Below are 15,778 nucleotides of genomic sequence, written 5' to 3' on the forward strand. Positions count from 1 at the left end.
CCGCGGCCTAGCCGCTGCCCGAGGCCGAACAGCGGCCGAGCCCGCCCGGCGCCCGGCGCCATTCGCGGGTCTCGCCCAGGCTCTCAAGTCCGAGGAAGCCGATGATGGCGAGCCGTCCATTGGGCCTGAGCTCGGCGGAGAGACGATAGCGCCCGCCGGATTCGGGGTCATAGACCCAGCCGCCCTCATAGCGCCCGCCTTTCGGCTTCAGCCCGCCGAGAATGCGCAGGCCGCAGATCGGCTTGTCACGCGCGCCTTTGTTCGGGTTGTTGTCGTCGCGCAGCGGCTGGCCGTCCTCGGTCGGCGTCTTCAGCCACACGATGCGTCCGCATAGGTCGCCGCCGCACGGCGCGACCTCGATGGCCGCCTCGCCGTCGTCGGTGAGCCAGACGCCGCCGATCTCGCTCGACGCGCGCGCCGGCTCCGCTCCCCACAAGGCGAGGGCGGCGGCGGACAGCATCAGGCAGCGGCGCATCATCAGGCTCCGGTGGCAGGCGTGGCCGCCTGGGGTTTCGCGGCGTCGGACGGGGCGGGCTGAGGCGCGGCGATCTCGCGTTCCTCGGCTTCGGGCCCGATCAGCCAGACGCCGGCCAGGATCAGCCCGATGCCGATGGCGGGGATGAGCCCGACGCCTTCGTTGAAGATCAGCCAGCCGGCCAGCGGCACGGTGACATAGCTCAGCGTGGTCAGCGGGAATGCCTTGCCGAGCGAGGAGAACTTCAGGATCAGGATCCACGAGGCATAGGTGGCGAAATACAACAGCGCCGCCACCCAGGTGGCCGGCGTCGCGGCGACCGCTTGCAGGAACTCCGGCCCGAGCGGCAGGTCGCCGATCGCGCGCGAGGTCGCCTCGAAGGCGATCTGCGTCCCGGTGTCGACCACGAGATAGACGCCGACAAGCATCGGAAAGCGAAGGGTGGGCGGAACTCTCATCACGCGGGAACTCTCAACCCCGCCCGGCGCCTGTAGGCCGTAAGGTCGGGATCCCAGCGGGGAAAGCCGAACCACGGCGCCGCCAGGCGGACGGCGGCATGCAGCACTGGATTTAGGTGCTTGACCATGATTGTCGAGGGCATGAGCCCGCTGCCATAGCGCAGCTTGGAGGCATAGGCCGTCTGCCCGGTTTGAAGATAGCGCCGTCCCAGCCGCAGGCACAGCCGCACATTCTCCGCCCAGCTCACCGCATAGAGGTCGTTGTCGCGGGCGAGCGGGTAGGCCATGCCGAGGAACTTGTCGATCACCCGGTCGGGCTCGATCAGCAGCAGGTTGAACGCGGCAAGTTGTCCGTCGACGCGGTAGAAGGCGAAGGCGACCTTGTCGGGCAGGGCGGCGGCGACATTCTCGAAATAGCCGTCCGGCAGGTCTTCGAAGTCGCCATAATGCACATGGCTCTGCGCGCGGGTGCTTTCATAGAGTGAGCGCACCTCGCCCTCCCGCCCGGCGAGGGAGGAGCGCCATTCCACCTCCACCCGGCCGGCGCGCTTCAGCTTGCGCTTGAGGTCCTTGCGGGTGGCGGAGGAAAGTCTTGCGAGCCAGCCCTCGACCTCCGCGACTCCGTCGAGGTCGAGCACCGCATGCGGCAGGCTCTCCAGCGCGACATAGCCGGCCGCCATGAGCGCCGGGCCGACCAGCGCCATGTCGGACGGGGCGATGTCCTTGAAGGCGATCAGCCACGCCTTCTGCCGGCGCGCCTCCGCCTCGACCGCGCGCAGCAATTCGCCCAGCACCACCGACCGGCCGGCCTCATCGAGGGCGGGAGAGAGCACGAGCGGGCAGCTCTCGGTGAAGGGGGAGCCGACCGCCAGCAGCCGCCATTCCTGCCCGCGCACCAGTGCCCGCGCGCCGGCTTTCGCGAGACGGGCGAGGAAGCTGCTGGCGGGGGTGCCGGCCTCCTCCTGAAACGGCGTGTCGAGCCGGTAGCCGACGGTGAACAGCGGCGCGCCGGCAAGGAAGGCGCCTCCCGCCTCGACACGCGCCGCGCTCAGGCCGAAGGCTTCCGGCGTACCGGTCTCGCAGGCGACGAGATAGTCCCAGCCCTCGGCATCGCCAGGGCGGCATGTCTGCCAGTCGTCGCGCGAGAGAGCGGACACGCCGGAAACAACGCCTCCCACGGCGATGCCCGCCGGTGTGCAATGCCCTCGCATACCCCCGCCCAACGCATCGAAGGCCAGCGATTCAGGCACCATGCCCCGCTCCCAGCGGAACCGCACCCGCGCCCAGCAGGTCGTCCGCCTCGCGCGCGGCGCGCGTGTCCTCGAGCTCCACCGCCGCCCGGATCGGTGCCGGCACGGCGGTCTGCGGCGCGCTCTGGGATTCCGCGTCACGGGCAAAATGCGCCATGAATTCGATGACCCGCTCGCCCACGAGATGGCGCTGCCGGTCGACGGTGATGAGGTGGTAGCTGTCCTCCAGCACCATGGTGTCGACCACGCCGCCGAGGTGGCGTTGCAGGGTTATCGCATTGTCGAGGCTGGCGATATCGTCGTGCCTTGCATGCACGACGAGGGTTCGCTGGCGGATGCGCCCGAGCAGCTGCTTGACGGTGGAGGTGAGCCGCGAGAGCTCGCGCAGCGCCAGGGCCGGGGTGGCGAAAAGCCCAGCCTCGGCGCTGTTGCCGCCGCGCATTGACTGAGCGACCATGGCGCGGGCACGCTCGTCCTTCAGCCCGAAGGGCTCGCGCTCCTCGAAGCGGTAGTAGCGCACGAGCGGCGTGTTCATCACCCATCGCAGCAAGAAGCTGTATTTCGGGATCGACCAGCCGTCATAGGCCAGGGTGGGTGCCAGCATGATGAGGCCCCGCACCCGTCGGGGCTCCCGCGCCGCCAGCAGCGCCGCCAGCACCGCGCCCATGGACAGCCCGCCGACAAGCACGTAGGAGCAACGCTTTTCCAGTTCGCCCAGCGCCTCCAGCGCGCTGGCGTACCAGTCCTCATAGCTGGTCGCGGACAGGTCGTCTTCGCTGCCGCAATGGCCGGCGAGCTGGCAGCACATGGCGGTGTAGCCGGCAGCGGCGAGGCGACGCGCAATGTCGCGCATCTCGACGGGCGTGCCGCCGAGGCCGTGGATCAGCAGCACGCCGACGGGCCCGCGCTCATACAGAAGGGAATGATCGGCAACGGCTTTGGGCACGGTAACTCCTTACAGGCTGCCGGCGACGAGGACGATTCCCGCCATGATCAGCAGGGCGCCGGCCCAATGGTTCCGGCCGAGCTTTTCCCCGAGCAGCAGGCGGCTGGCGCCGAGCACGCCGAGGATGTTCAGGCTGGCGAGCGGGAAGGCGACGGCGAGCGGAACCAGCGCGAGGATGCGGATCCAGATCAGGAACTCGGCGACATAGACGGCGATGCCGGCAATGAGCCATGGCGTCGCCACCAGCGCGCGGGCGAAGGCACCCCACTGCCCCTTGCCCGGCGCGGGAACGCTGCCGGCTCCCAGCTTGAAGGCAAGCTGGCCGGCGACGTCGCACACCACCGACAGAACGAACAGTCCGACGATTTCCGCGTTCATTGCAGCAGCGCCCCCATGGCGGCGAGAATGCGCAGATTCGTTGCTTCGTTGACGCTTGCGCCGTCCCCCTGCGGCACGGGCCGCTGGCTGCGGTCGAGCCGCGCCAGCAGCGAGCGGAACATTCCCAGCGAACCCTCGGGCGAATAATCACCGCAGACATCCATGCCGAGCAAGGGGCGATGGGCGGCAATGGTGCCGATTGCCTCCAGCACGGCGTCCAGCGTCAGGCGACCCTGGTCCCAATTGGTCACCGCCTCGCCCGTGCCCAGCACGTCCTTGTCGAGGGTGATCCACACCGGCGCGTCCGGCAGCCGGGCTGCGATGGCGTCGATGCGCGCGCGCCAGTCGTCGCCGGCCAGCCCGCGCCATTTCAGCCCATCGCGGGCGATGCCGGCCGCAGCGGAGGCGCCGGCGTTCTCGAAAGCGGGGCCGGCATAGAAGGTCTCAAGGCCGGTCCAGGCATGCAGTTCCAGCCGTCCCGAGCGCAGCGCCTCCATGGTGGCGCCCTTGAGCTGGGGCGCTTCGATGTCGGGGCTCGCCGGCCCGATGGTGACGACGCGCCGCACCTGCGGCTCCTCCAGCGCGCGCGCCACCCAGGAGCCGCAGTTGAGGCTGGCGGGAAAGCGGACCCAGTCCGGATGGTTGTCGAAATGGACGATGCTCAGCGCTCGCGCGTGCCGCGTCGCCAGCAGCAGCGACAGATGGTGGAAGTCGCCTGAGCCGATGAAAGTGATCTCGCCCGCCTCCGGCGGCCCCAGCCGCGCGGCGAGCGCGGCGAGGGCGTCGCGGGCGGCAAGCAGGCGCAGGCGCGGGGCAAGGTCGCGGGCGGCGACGACATCGCCGCCCGTCGCGGCGCACATGGCCATCACGCCGGGCTGGGCCATGAGCGACCCGTCCGTATCGATGATGCGTATGCGCATGGGCGTCACGCCGACCTCACCACCTTCTCACCGGGGCGTGACCCGCGTGAACAGCTGGTCCAGCAAAGCGAGGCCGAGGTCGATCTCCTCATAGGAGATGGTGAGCGAGGGCGCGACGGTGATGACGTTCTTGTGGTAGCCGCCAATGTCCAGCACCAGGCCGTAGCGCTCGCCCTTGTGCATGAGGTCGCCCTTCAGCGCCTCGTCGACCATGAGGTCGACCAGCTTCTTCGACGGCGTGTAGCTGTCATGCGGCTCGCAGATCTCGATGCGCAGCGCGAGGCCGAGCCCGTCCACGTCGCCGACGATTCTGTGCCTGGTCTTCAGTTCCTTCAGCCCTTCGAGGAAGTAGGCGCCCTTGGCCGGAACGGTGGTGGCGTAGTCGTCCTCGCGCATCATGCGCATGGCTTCCAGCGCCACGGCGGTGCCGAGCGGATTGGCGTTGAAGGTCGAATGGGTCGAGCCGGCGGGGAACACGGCGGGGTTGATCAGCTCCTCGCGCGCCCACACGCCCGACAGCGGGTTCAGCCCGTTGGTCAGCGCCTTGCCGAACACCAGCACGTCCGGCGTGACGCCGAAGTGCTCGATCGACCACAATTTGCCGGTGCGGTAGAAGCCCATCTGGATTTCGTCCACGACGAGCAGGATGCCGTGCTTGTCCAGCACGCGCTTCAGCTCCGGGAAGAAGTTCGGCGGCGGGATGACATAGCCGCCGGTGCCCTGGATCGGCTCGACATAGAAGGCGGCATATTCGGCCTGGCCGACCTTGGGGTCCCACACGCCATTATATTCGCTCTCGAACAGGCGCTCGAACTTCTTCACGCACAGCTCGCCATATTCCTCCTTCGACATGCCGCGCGGGCCGCGGAAGTGATAGGGGAACTCGACGAACTGCGCGCGCTCGCCGAAATGGCCGTAGCGGCGGCGGTAGCGGTAGGACGAGGTGATGGCCGAGGCGCCGAGCGTGCGGCCGTGATAGCCGCCCTCGAAGGCGAACATCAGGCTCTTTCCGTTCGAGGCGTTGCGCACGATCTTCAGCGAATCCTCGACCGCCTGCGCGCCGCCGACGTTGAAATGCACCCGCCCCTTGCGGCCGAAGCGCTCCTGCGCGCCGATGGCGATCTCGGCGGCGAGCTCGATCTTCTCGCGGTGGAGATATTGGCTGGCCACCTGCGGCAGGCGGTCGATCTGGCGCTTCAGCGCCTCGTTGAGGCGTGGATTGGCGTAGCCGAAATTGACCGCCGAGTACCACATCTGCAGGTCGAGGAACTGCTGCCCTTCGTCGTCATAGATGAAGGAGCCCTCGCAGCGCTCGAAGATCTTCGGCACCTCGGTGTAGTGCACCGTGTCGCCATAGGAGCAGTATTCGGCTTCAAGCGCGTACAGGCGCTCGCGGTCGGCAGCGCTCGACAGCGGGCCGGCGGTGGGATTGCGATCAAGCATTTAGGTCCTCGAACGAAGGCCCGGCGGACGCGGGCATGGGTGGGCTCATTTCCGGGAAGAGGGCAGGCAGAGCGGCAAGAGCGTCGGCAAAGCTCGATATGGCGACATGCGGCAGCGCTTCTTCGGCACAGAAGGTCGCGAGGCTTCCCTTCGCGAGGACGAGATCGGCTCGTCGGGCGACGCAAAAATCGGACCGCCCGTCGCCGACCAGCACGAGCCGCGTGGCAGCCTCGGTCGCAGCGCACTTGCAGGTGCCGCTGCCGCAGCCCTCGCTGGCGTTGCTGAAGCTCGCCACCCACCGGTCGGTCCCGACCGGCAGCATGCGGTTGCAACTCACCGGCAGGTCGAGGCCGGCCGCCGCGAGCAGCGGAAGTATGGAGATGTCGAAGCCGTCGGAGACCACGGAGACGTCAGCGCCAACGCTGCGCACGGCAGCGACGAAGCGCACCACGTCGGGATCCAGCGTGATGTCGGCGAGGGCGCGGCGAATGTCTTCCGGCGTGGCGCGGATCAGCGCCACCTGCTCCGCGAGGCATTCGCGGGAAGAAATCGCGCCCGCCTGCCATCGTGACTCGATCGCGTGCCATTGCGGGTCGGCGAAGGTCTCGAGCAGGAAGTCGGTAGTATCGATGGGGCAGATGGTTCCATCGAAATCCAGCGCGAAATGTAGGGTCGGAGACGTGCCCATGTGAATGCCGAAGTAAGTAATAGATTTGTGTAAAATCTCATGCGCGTCTGAGAAAGGGTTTTCTTTCACGTAGTTGGCCCATTTTTTGTCGTTTTGCCCGATTCCGCGACTTCGATGGCCAAAGCGAGGGTCAGGTCGGGGCGATGTGCCTTTCGTCCGGAGGCTGTGCCGCCCGTTCTTCGACACGGACCTGTGTGCCTCGGACGTAGCGTCCGGAAGCGGTCGCACGGCGCGATCGCCGGGATTTCCGCTGGGTCACAAGGCGAGGCGGTGCGGAGGTGTCCGGACACGTGTTCAACTTGTCTTGAGCGGGGCGGCAATTCCGCTTCCGCCCTATCGGTCTGTGGACAAGGCGGGCTCCGGCGAGGCATCCGCCAGCGTGTTCGCGCAGGTGCTGGTCGGGTTCTGGCCGGAGAAGCGCGCCGCGAGCCAAGCGACGGCGGAGCGCGCGCTGGTGCGCGCTGTGGCGCCGTGCGAGGCCCAGGGTTCCTCGACATAGTCGACCTTGACGCCATCGCGGCAGAGCTTGCCGACATAGTCGCGCGTCGGTCGCGGCTCGACGATCTGGTCCATGACGCCCTGCGCCAGGAAGACCGGCACGCGGCCGGGCACCGGCACGCTGTTGCGGGCGATCAGGCGGTCCCAGTCGGGCCGCCGGTCGGCGTGATGACGCAGCAGGCCGGTCGTCTGATAGCCGGAGGCGTCGAGGCCGAGCGCGAGATCGTCGCCGAGGTCGAAGCTGCAGGTGCTGGCGATGCGCTCGGCGTTCGGCACCGCCTGCTTGCGGACGATCTCATCGAGCGGCAGGTCATAGGTTCGGCTCCACGACAGCGCCGCATAGGTGGCGACCACCTTGCCGGTGATCGAGTGAATGTCGTCATGCAGCAGCGGGCGCAGCTCGGTGGGAGCGGAGGCCGCCGCCACGCCGACAAGCTGCAGATCGGGCGCATAGCGCCGGGCGACCGAGCCGGTGAACAGCGCGGCATGCCCGCCTTGCGAGAAACCCCATGTGGCGTAGCGCGCGCCGGCATGGGCGCCGGGCAGTGCGCGCACCGCCCGCACCGCATCGATCATCGCATGCGCCTCGCTGGCGCCGACGAGATAGGGGTGCTGGCCGGGCTCGCCGAGGCCCTGGTAATCGGTCGCCACCACGACATAGCCCTTGGCGAGCAGTGCGTGCAGCCCGTCAATGCCGTCGAAGGCGCGGGCCGGCAGGCGCGAGGGCGCGCAGCCCGAGGCGATGCCGGTGGTGCCGTGACCCCAGGAGACGACGGGCCGCTGCGTTGCGCCGTCGATCGCGGGCGGCAGCACGGCGAGGCCGGAGACCGCGATGTCGCGGTCGTCGCGGTCCCGCGAGCGATAGATGATGCGGTAGGCCGCGGCAGCGCCAGGCGGGGCGGGCACCGGCTCGGTCCGGATCAGCGTGCCGGCCGCGCCCGGCACCTCGCGGGCGGGGACGGCGTAGAAGCTGCCGAGATCGTCGGCATAGGCGGTCGCCGGCGACGCGCAGAGCAGGCCCAGCGCCATCCGCGCGAGGCCGGTCGTGGTCTTTCGTGACGTGGCGTTCCGGATGCTGCGCATGGCTCTGAACCGACGGCTGAGGTTAACGCGACCTTAATGGCCGCTGTCCCGCATTCATGTCGGTGATTGCCGCTGGGGTATTTCGAGACAGCATCATGCCTGCGCAAACGCCCGGCGCGGACGGGCGCGAGTCGGGTGCGTTGTCCCGCTCTAGGCCAGTGCGTGTTCCAGCTCGTCGAACCACAGGTCGGTGGCGATGGCGAACAGCCCGACCAGGATCGCGCCCTGGACGACATAGGCCGGGTTCGAGCCGGACAGCCCCTCGATGATCGGCGAGCCGAGGGTGAGCGCGCCGACCGTCGAGCCGATGGTGGCGGTGCCGATGTTCAGGATCACCGAGGTGCGCACCCCTGCGAGGATCACCGGCGCTGCCAGCGGCAGTTCGACCTTGGCGAGGCGCCCGGCCGGCGACAGGCCGATGCCGTCCGCCGCCTGGACGGTCGCGGTGGGGACGGCACCGATGCCGGCGATGGTGGCGCTGACGACGGGCAGCAGGCCGTAGACGATCAGCGCGATGACGGTCGGGGCGCCGCCATAGCCGATCGCCGGCACCGCCAGCGCCAGCACGGCGGTCGGCGGAAAGGTCTGCCCCACCGCCGTGAGCGTATCCACCGGCCCGGCGAAGTCCCGGCCCGCCGGTCGGGTGACGAAGACGCCGACGCCGACGCCGACGATCACCACGACGAGGCTGGCGATGGCGACCAGTGCCGCATGGGAGAGCGCGAGATCGAGGAAGCTGGCGCGGCTGTAGAGCGGGCGCGCCAGCTCGGGAAACAGCGCGTGGAACAGCGGCGCGCTGAAGGGCAGCAAGGTCAGCGCGGCGGCAAAGGCAAGGCTCGCCCACACTGCCGGCTTGGCCGCGAGGCGGGCGGCGCCGGTCATCGCGCCACCACATCGGCGAGGGCGAGGGCGCCGCGCCGCCCGGCCGCGTCGACCACCGCCAGCCGGTCGGTGCCGCTCGCCACCATCCGTGCCAGCGCCATGTCGAGCGGCGCGTCGGCGGCGATCGGCTCGCCCTCGGCGGAGGCTTCGTAGTCGGTGCGCTCGCCCACGCTCGTGACCTGCAACAGCCGCAGCCCGAGCCGGGGACCGCCAATGAAGCTCTCGACGAAGCGGTTCGCCGGGCGGGTGAGAATCTCGCGCGGGCTGCCCTGTTGAATCAGCCGCCCGTCATCGAGCACGGCGATCCGCGAGGCGAGGCGGATGGCTTCGTCGATGTCGTGGGTGACCAAGATGACCGTCTTGCCGGTTCGCGCCTGAATGTCGAGCAGCGCGGCCTGCAAGCCGTCGCGTGTCACTGGGTCGAGTGCGCCGAAGGGTTCGTCCATCAGGAGGAGGTCGGGATCGGCGGCGAGCGCGCGGGCGACCCCGACGCGCTGCTGCTGGCCGCCGGAGAGTTCATGCGGGCGACGGTCGCGGTAGCTGTCCGGATCGAGGCCGACGAGGTCCAGCAACTCGTCGACCCGCCGCGCGATGCGTTCCGCCGGCCAGCCCAGCAGTTCCGGCACGGTGGCGATGTTGCGGGCGATAGTCCAGTGCGGGAACAGTCCGATGGACTGGATGACGTAGCCGATGCGCCGGCGCAGCGCGACCGCCGGCAGGCTCGCGACATCCGTGCCGCCGATTAGCACCCGCCCGCCATCGGGCTCGATCAGCCGGTTGATGAGGCGCAGCGTGGTCGACTTGCCACAGCCGGAAGCGCCGACCAGCACGCAGATCGAGCCGGCCGCGACGGTGAGCGAGAGCTGGTCGACGGCGATGGTGGCGTCGTAGCGCTTGGTCAGGCGATCGAGCACGATCATGCGCGCACTCCCGAGGTGAGCAGCGCCCCGAGGCTGCGCAGGGCGAGATCGGCCGCGAGCGCCAACGCGATGGCGGAAAGCGCGCCGAGCAATATGAGGTCGGTGGCCGTCTGCCCGAGGCCCTGGAAGATGAACGAGCCGAGCCCCCCGGCGCCGATCAGCGCAGCGACCACCGTCAGGCCGATGAGCTGCACCACCACCACCCGGAGCGCGGCGAGGAGGATCGGCAACGCCAATGGGATGGAGACGCGCAGGAGGATCTGCCGCTCGTCGAGCCCCATGCCGCGCGCCGCCTCGATGACCGAGGCCGGCACCGAGGCAAGCCCGGTATAGGTGCCGCGCGCCACCGGCAGCAGGCCGTAGAGGGTCAGCGCGATGATCGCCGGCGCCGCGCCGATGCCGCTGATGCCGAGATCGCGCAGCATCGGCAGCGTGCCGGCGAGCAGGGAGAGCGGGCCGATCAGCAGGCCGAAGAAGGCAATGGAGGGAATGGTCTGGATGAGGTTCAGCATGGCGAAGAGCGGCTTGCGCCATCCGGGCCGGCGCAACGCCAGGATGCCGAGCAGGCCGCCCAGCGGCAGCGCGCCGGCCAGCGCGCCGCCCACCAGTCCGAGGTGTCGCGCCACTTCCTGCCAATAGGCATCGTGGCGATTGGCAAATTCGCGGGCGATGGAAAGGTCCGACAGCGTGCCGGAGACGGCCAGCAGCACCAGAGCGCCGACCACCGCCATCGCGACGAGCGACTGCATCAGCGAGTTGGCGAAGATCCGGCCGGTGGCGTCGGCCAAGGCGAAGGCGGCGCCGGCGGTCACGATCCAGAACGCGGCGCCGAGCGAGGTGCGGGCGATGGGGCCGCTGGTTGCCGCCGCAAGGCTCGCGGCATGGGCGGCGGCGAGGATGCAGGCGACCAGCAGCGCCGCGGCCGTGAGAGCGGTGAGCCGGTCGCGCCAGACAAGCGAGCGGATGACGGCCGACAGACCGAGGGCCACCACGAGCGCGGCGAGCAGGGCCGCGAAACCCGGCTCCACCGCCGCCCACAGGGCGAGTGCCTTGCCGCTGACGATGCGGTTGGGGGCGACGGAGACGAAGCCGAGGCTTCCCAGTGCCACCACCATGCCGGTGACGATGAGCACCAGCAGGGGATTGGCGCGGGAGGGCTGGACCGGTCGCGACGCAGCAAGATCTGCCGGAGCCGGGACCACGGCGACGCGGTCGCCCGCAAGGCTCACTTCAGCAGGCCCTTGCCGGTGAGATAGGCCTTGGCGACCGTGCGGGCGTCCTGCCCCTCGATCTGCACCTTGGCGTTGAGGTCCTGCAGCGTCTCCAGCGTCAGCGAGGCGAAGGCCGGCGCGAGGATGGTCTCGATCTGCGGGTATTTCTCCAGCGTCGCGGCGCGCACCACGGGGGCCGGCTCATAGACCGCCTGCACGCCCTTGGTGTCGGTGAGCACCTTGAGGTCGAGCGCGGCGATGCCGCCATCGGTGCCGTAGACCATGGCGGCATTCACGCCGGAGGTGCCTTCCGCCGCCGCCTTGATGGTCGCCGCGGTGTCGCCGCCGGAGAGCACGAGGAGCTGGTCCTTGCCGAGAGTAAAGCCATAGGCGCTCTGGAAGGCGGGCAGCGCCGCCGCGCTCTCGACGAACTCCGCCGAGCCGGCAAGCTTCACCTTGCCGCCGCCGGCGACCCATTTGCCGAAATCATCCAGCGTCGACAGCTTGTTGGCCTTGGCGACGTCGCCGCGCACGGCGATGGCCCAGGTGTTGTTCGCCGGGGCCGGCGCCAGCCACACCAGCTTGTTGGCGGCGTCGAGCTGCTTGGCCTTGGCATAGGCGGTGTCGGCCTTCTTCCACGCCGGATCGCTGTCGACATTGAAGAAGAAGCCGGCATTCCCGGTATATTCGGGATAGATGTCGACTTCGCCTTCGATCAGCGCGGTGCGCACGATCTTGGTCGGGCCGAGCGAGAGCCGCTCCTTCACCGGCAGGCCGCCCTGCTCCAGCAGCAGGGCGATGATGTTGCCGAGCACCGCGCCTTCCGTATCGATCTTGGACGCGACGGTGACGGTATTGGCGGCGGAGGCCGCGCCGGGGGCACCAAGGCCCAATCCGGCGGCCAGCGCTGCAGCGGCGAGAAGGCGGCTGATGCTCATGATTTACTCCCTCGTTTGCGCCGGTTCGCGGGGCGTAAGTGGCATGGGCATAGCACTACACTTCTTGCAGGCGATCCAGAGCGATGCGTCGCGGCGACCTGCGTTAACGGCCGCCGTGTGCCAAGCGTTCCACCTGTCGAGACCTCATCGACGCTGCGCTTCTCCCCATCTCTGGAGTAGTGAGGGAGCGTGGGCTTATGTGGCCGCTGCTGCGCTTTCCGGCCGGCGCAGCACGAACAGGCTTACATCGATAGCGCCCGCGCGGAAGCCGCCTTCGCAATAGGCGAGATAGTAGTCCCACAGGCGGCGAAAGCGCGGGTCGAAGCCGAGGCGCTCCAGCTCGGGCCCGGCGGCGAGGAAACGTCGGCGCCATTCGGCAAGGGTGCGCGCATAGCTGGTGCCGAAATCCTCCCGCTGCTCCAGCGACAGGCCGGCGCGCGCGGCTTCCTCGGCGACAATGGACTTGGTCGGCAGCATCCCGCCGGGGAAGATGTAGCGCTGGATGAAGTCCGGCTGCGTCCGGTAGCCCTCGAAGCGCTCATCGGCGATGGTGATGACCTGAAGCACCGCGGTCCCGCCGGCGACAAGGCGTTCGCGGAGGGTCTGGAAATAGACCGGCCAGTAGGCGACGCCGACCGCTTCCAGCATCTCGATGGAGACGATGCGGTCGTACTGGCCCTCCACGTCGCGATAGTCCTGCAACCGCAGCTCGACGGCCTCCTCGTGCCCGATCTCCTCCATGAGTGTGCGCGCATGAGCGAGCTGTTCATGGGAGAGCGTCAGGCCGGTGACGCGGGCGCCGCTGGCCGCGAGCCGGGCCGCCAGCGCGCCCCAGCCGCTGCCGATTTCCAGCACATGCTCGCCGCCTGCCAGTTGCAGGAGATGGGTGATGCGGGCGAGCTTGGCAGCCTGGGCTTGCTCCAGCGTTTCCTCGTCGTCGGCGTCGGGGCGGGCGTAAAGCGCCGAGGAATAGGTCATGCTCGGGTCCAGCCAGAGCCGGTAGAACGCGTTGCCGAGGTCGTAGTGGAACGCGATGTTCCGCCGGCTGCCGGCCCGCGAGTTGCGCCGGGCGAAATGGTACAGCCGGTTGATCAGCCGCAACGGCGCCAGGCCGGCGATCTTCGCCTCGATCACCGCGCCGTTGGCGGCGACCAGCGCCACCAGCGCGGCGAGGTCGGGCGAGGACCAGTCGCCCGCCATGTAGCCTTCTGCGAAGCCGATATCGCCGCCGGTCACCAGCCGGCGCACCGCACTCCAGCGGCGCAGCGACAGCCGCGCCTCCGGGCCGGGCGTCGCGCCGTTGCGCTCGATGCGGCCGCCGCCCGGCAGGTCGACGACGATCCGGCCGGTTGCGAGGTTCGAGAGCACCCGGTGAAGCACCGCGCTGCCGATCCGGTCGTTCCAGCCGGCGGAAATGTCGACGCCGGCAAGAGCCGGACGGGTGTCGCTATCGGAGTACATGGGCGGACAGGTCCTTGGGCAGAGTTTGAGCGGGCACGGTGACGGGGAGGTCGGGCGGTGGCGGGCGGCGGCGCAGGCGGATCCCTTTCGCCCAGAGCTTCAGGGCTTCCCAGTGGATGCCGGCGACCACCTTGAGGGTGAGCAAGGGGTAGGCGAGGAACACGGCGGCGAGCGCGCGGTCGGTCAGCGGCCGACGACGTGCGGTGTGGATGGCGCTCAGCACCGGCCCGTCGCGGTCCGAGGCGAGAATGCCGACGCTCAGTTCCTCCTCCGGCACGCGCAGGCGGAACGCATAGGTCAGCGCCATGTCCATGAAAGGCGAGACATAGAAGCGCTTCTCCGCCGTCTGCCGCAGCAGCCCGTCCTGCCCCGGCTCGGCCGGAACGAGGTAGCTGTGGCGCTGGCCGAAGGTGTTGCTGACTTCGTACAAAACGGCGGCGAGCGCGCCGTCGCGACGGTGGCAGAAATAGATGCTCAGCGGGTTGAAAGCGTAGCCGAGCACGCGCGGCATGGTCAGCAGGCGGATCGGCCCGCCATCGGGCGCGAGGCCGGCGGTCCGCATATGCCGCTCCACCTGCCCGCGCAGCGGGGCGCCCGAGCCGTCGCCATAGTCGGCGTCGAAGAAGCTGAAGATGTTGAAACGGTTGTGCGAGAACAGCCAAAGGCGGCCGGCAAGCGCGTCGACGCGGTCGAGGTCGAGGAACAGCGAGTAGATGCGATAGCTCAGCCGGTGCGGGCGCGGCCGCACGCGCCGGTGGATCACCGTGCCGGCATAGAGCGCATCCTCGCTCATTCCGCGGCCTCCAGATGGCGGCTCGGGCGGGCGATGCGCGGCGTTGGGCCGACATGGATGCGGCCGGAGGCATCCTCCACCTGCCAGGGCCGGCGCACGCCGCCGAGTTGCTCGGCGACGGCGAGCCCCGCCTGCAGCCCGTCTTCATGGAACCCGGAGCCGAAATAGGCGCCGCAGAACCAGATCCCGCCCTGGCCCTGCAGCGACCAGAGCCGTGTCTGCGCCTCGATGGCGCGCGCGTCGAACTGGGGATGGGCGAACGTCTGGCGCAACAGGATGCTGCCGGGCGCCGGCTCGGCGATCGGGTTCAGCGTGACGAAGCGCGGCGTGTGCTCGGGGATGTGCTGGAGCCGGTTCATCCAGTAGGTCACGGCGAGCCCCTCCTTGCCGCCCATGTAGTTCCAGGCCGCCCAGGCTCGCCGGCGCTTCGGCATGAGGCGGGCATCGCTGTGCAGCACGACGTCGTTCGCGCGATAGGCGATGGCGCCGAGCAGCGCGGTCTCCTCCCGCGTCGGATCGGCGATCAGGCCGAGCGCCTCGTCGGCATGGGCGGCGATGACGACATGGTCGAATCGATGGGCCGCGCCATTGCCGTCGACCACCGTGACGCCGCCCGCTTCGCGAATGACCCGGCGCGCGGCGCTGCTGGTGCGAACCGTACCATAGAAGCCGCCCATCAGCTTGTTGACATAGGCGCGGCTGCCGTCATCCACCGTGCGCCAGACCGGCCGGCCGGTCAGTTGCAGCAGGCCGTGATTGACGCAGAAGCGCACGAAAGACGCGGCCGGATAGCGGCCGACGGCATCGGCCGGCGTCGACCAGATCGCCGCCGCCATCGGCAGCAGGTGGTCGTCGCGAAAAGCGGCGCTGAAGCCGCGGGCCGCAAGATAGGCGTCGAGGCTCATCGAGCCCATGGTGGCGAGATCGCGCGGCGCCAGCCGATAGAACCGCGTCAGGTCGCGCAGCATTGTCCAGAAGCGCGGGCTGAGCGCATTGCCCGGCTGGGCGAACAGGCCGCCGAGATCGGTGCCGGAATATTCCAGCCGCCCCTCGTCCAGCGAGACGGAGAGCGACATTTCCGTCGGCGCAGTGACGACGCCGAGATGGCGGAACAGCGCGGTGAGGTTCGGATAGGTCTTCTCGTTGTAGACGATAAAGCCTGTGTCGACCGGCACGCCGCCAACATCGGTGGTGTGGCTGTGCCCTCCGAGCCGGCCATTGGCTTCGAACAGCGTCACGCGATGCGCCTTCGACAGCAGCCATGCCGCCGACATGCCGGAGATCCCGGCGCCGATGACGGCGATGTCGAGGGTGTCGGACATGTCGAGCGGGTCGGCCATTGGCGGGTCCTTTCACGGCACGCAGTGGAGGCGGGCGCGCTCCTTGGATAAGGTTACGCAGGCCCGTTGCCGTTGGATCACCCGGTCGGCCGCG

16 protein-coding genes are annotated in these 15,778 nt (G+C 69.2%); all 16 read right to left on the reverse strand.

Annotation, left to right across the window (positions count from 1 at the left end):
• Positions 1 to 7 precede the first annotated feature (7 nt).
• The gene (locus tag ACO2RV_RS02785) at positions 8 to 478 is read right to left on the reverse strand and encodes a DUF2147 domain-containing protein (RefSeq protein ID WP_423289558.1); all 471 of its coding nucleotides are present in this window, start codon (positions 476 to 478) and stop codon (positions 8 to 10) included.
• Positions 478 to 933, reverse strand: coding sequence for an EamA family transporter (locus ACO2RV_RS02790; protein ID WP_423289560.1), 456 nt, complete (start codon positions 931 to 933; stop codon positions 478 to 480). Before ACO2RV_RS02790 ends, ACO2RV_RS02785 begins: the two co-directional genes overlap by 1 nt.
• Complete coding sequence (locus ACO2RV_RS02795; protein ID WP_423289562.1) at positions 933 to 2,186, reverse strand: GNAT family N-acetyltransferase; 1,254 nt, start codon at positions 2,184 to 2,186, stop codon at positions 933 to 935. Before ACO2RV_RS02795 ends, ACO2RV_RS02790 begins: the two co-directional genes overlap by 1 nt.
• Complete coding sequence (locus ACO2RV_RS02800) at positions 2,176 to 3,129, reverse strand: alpha/beta hydrolase (RefSeq protein WP_423289564.1); 954 nt, start codon at positions 3,127 to 3,129, stop codon at positions 2,176 to 2,178. Before ACO2RV_RS02800 ends, ACO2RV_RS02795 begins: the two co-directional genes overlap by 11 nt.
• 9 nt (positions 3,130 to 3,138) lie before the next feature.
• The gene (locus tag ACO2RV_RS02805) at positions 3,139 to 3,507 is read right to left on the reverse strand and encodes an EamA family transporter (RefSeq protein WP_423289566.1); all 369 of its coding nucleotides are present in this window, start codon (positions 3,505 to 3,507) and stop codon (positions 3,139 to 3,141) included.
• On the reverse strand, positions 3,504 to 4,427 hold the full coding sequence (locus tag ACO2RV_RS02810; protein WP_423289568.1) for a hypothetical protein: 924 nt from the start codon (positions 4,425 to 4,427) through the stop codon (positions 3,504 to 3,506). Before ACO2RV_RS02810 ends, ACO2RV_RS02805 begins: the two co-directional genes overlap by 4 nt.
• A gap of 27 nt (positions 4,428 to 4,454) precedes the next feature.
• The gene (locus ACO2RV_RS02815) at positions 4,455 to 5,870 is read right to left on the reverse strand and encodes an aspartate aminotransferase family protein (protein WP_423289570.1); all 1,416 of its coding nucleotides are present in this window, start codon (positions 5,868 to 5,870) and stop codon (positions 4,455 to 4,457) included.
• Positions 5,863 to 6,744 carry an HAD-IB family phosphatase gene (locus ACO2RV_RS02820; protein ID WP_423289572.1) on the reverse strand — a complete coding sequence of 294 codons (882 nt, stop codon included), beginning with the start codon at positions 6,742 to 6,744 and terminating at the stop codon, positions 5,863 to 5,865. The genes ACO2RV_RS02815 and ACO2RV_RS02820 overlap by 8 nt, the downstream gene beginning before the upstream one ends.
• A gap of 147 nt (positions 6,745 to 6,891) precedes the next feature.
• Complete coding sequence (locus ACO2RV_RS02825) at positions 6,892 to 8,139, reverse strand: lipase family protein (protein ID WP_423289574.1); 1,248 nt, start codon at positions 8,137 to 8,139, stop codon at positions 6,892 to 6,894.
• 150 nt (positions 8,140 to 8,289) lie between these two features.
• Positions 8,290 to 9,021: an ABC transporter permease gene (locus ACO2RV_RS02830; RefSeq protein WP_423289576.1), complete on the reverse strand. Its 732-nt coding sequence runs from the start codon at positions 9,019 to 9,021 to the stop codon at positions 8,290 to 8,292.
• The gene (locus ACO2RV_RS02835; protein WP_423289579.1) at positions 9,018 to 9,941 is read right to left on the reverse strand and encodes an ABC transporter ATP-binding protein; all 924 of its coding nucleotides are present in this window, start codon (positions 9,939 to 9,941) and stop codon (positions 9,018 to 9,020) included. The genes ACO2RV_RS02830 and ACO2RV_RS02835 overlap by 4 nt, the downstream gene beginning before the upstream one ends.
• A complete protein-coding gene (locus ACO2RV_RS02840) occupies positions 9,938 to 11,170 on the reverse strand; it encodes an ABC transporter permease (protein WP_423289581.1) in 1,233 nt (410 codons plus the stop codon). Before ACO2RV_RS02840 ends, ACO2RV_RS02835 begins: the two co-directional genes overlap by 4 nt.
• Entirely contained in the window at positions 11,167 to 12,090 is a 924-nt protein-coding gene (osmF, locus tag ACO2RV_RS02845; protein WP_423289583.1) for a glycine betaine ABC transporter substrate-binding protein OsmF, read from the reverse strand. Before osmF ends, ACO2RV_RS02840 begins: the two co-directional genes overlap by 4 nt.
• A 195-nt stretch (positions 12,091 to 12,285) precedes the next feature.
• Complete coding sequence (locus ACO2RV_RS02850; RefSeq protein ID WP_423289585.1) at positions 12,286 to 13,551, reverse strand: class I SAM-dependent methyltransferase; 1,266 nt, start codon at positions 13,549 to 13,551, stop codon at positions 12,286 to 12,288.
• Complete coding sequence (locus tag ACO2RV_RS02855; RefSeq protein WP_423289587.1) at positions 13,538 to 14,344, reverse strand: DUF1365 domain-containing protein; 807 nt, start codon at positions 14,342 to 14,344, stop codon at positions 13,538 to 13,540. The genes ACO2RV_RS02850 and ACO2RV_RS02855 overlap by 14 nt, the downstream gene beginning before the upstream one ends.
• Positions 14,341 to 15,684 carry an NAD(P)/FAD-dependent oxidoreductase gene (locus ACO2RV_RS02860; protein ID WP_423289589.1) on the reverse strand — a complete coding sequence of 448 codons (1,344 nt, stop codon included), beginning with the start codon at positions 15,682 to 15,684 and terminating at the stop codon, positions 14,341 to 14,343. Before ACO2RV_RS02860 ends, ACO2RV_RS02855 begins: the two co-directional genes overlap by 4 nt.
• Between the last annotated feature and the right edge of the window lie 94 nt (positions 15,685 to 15,778).

It is taken from the genome of Ancylobacter sp. VNQ12, from assembly GCF_049445835.1.
Lineage (GTDB): Bacteria > Pseudomonadota > Alphaproteobacteria > Rhizobiales > Xanthobacteraceae > Ancylobacter.

Bases quoted from the DNA above. Each gene is read 5' to 3' on its own strand.
- ACO2RV_RS02785 (WP_423289558.1), bottom strand. From the start codon at position 478: ATGATGCGCCGCTGCCTGATGCTGTCCGCCGCCGCCCTCGCCTTGTGG.
- ACO2RV_RS02795 (WP_423289562.1), bottom strand. From the start codon at position 2,186: ATGGTGCCTGAATCGCTGGCCTTCGATGCGTTGGGCGGGGGTATGCGA.
- ACO2RV_RS02810 (WP_423289568.1), bottom strand. From the start codon at position 4,427: ATGCGCATACGCATCATCGATACGGACGGGTCGCTCATGGCCCAGCCC.
- ACO2RV_RS02860 (WP_423289589.1), bottom strand. From the start codon at position 15,684: ATGGCCGACCCGCTCGACATGTCCGACACCCTCGACATCGCCGTCATC.
- osmF (WP_423289583.1), bottom strand. From the start codon at position 12,090: ATGAGCATCAGCCGCCTTCTCGCCGCTGCAGCGCTGGCCGCCGGATTG.
- ACO2RV_RS02835 (WP_423289579.1), bottom strand. From the start codon at position 9,941: ATGATCGTGCTCGATCGCCTGACCAAGCGCTACGACGCCACCATCGCC.
- ACO2RV_RS02830 (WP_423289576.1), bottom strand. From the start codon at position 9,021: ATGACCGGCGCCGCCCGCCTCGCGGCCAAGCCGGCAGTGTGGGCGAGC.
- ACO2RV_RS02825 (WP_423289574.1), bottom strand. From the start codon at position 8,139: ATGCGCAGCATCCGGAACGCCACGTCACGAAAGACCACGACCGGCCTC.
- ACO2RV_RS02850 (WP_423289585.1), bottom strand. From the start codon at position 13,551: ATGTACTCCGATAGCGACACCCGTCCGGCTCTTGCCGGCGTCGACATT.
- ACO2RV_RS02815 (WP_423289570.1), bottom strand. From the start codon at position 5,870: ATGCTTGATCGCAATCCCACCGCCGGCCCGCTGTCGAGCGCTGCCGAC.
- ACO2RV_RS02805 (WP_423289566.1), bottom strand. From the start codon at position 3,507: ATGAACGCGGAAATCGTCGGACTGTTCGTTCTGTCGGTGGTGTGCGAC.
- ACO2RV_RS02790 (WP_423289560.1), bottom strand. From the start codon at position 933: ATGAGAGTTCCGCCCACCCTTCGCTTTCCGATGCTTGTCGGCGTCTAT.
- ACO2RV_RS02855 (WP_423289587.1), bottom strand. From the start codon at position 14,344: ATGAGCGAGGATGCGCTCTATGCCGGCACGGTGATCCACCGGCGCGTG.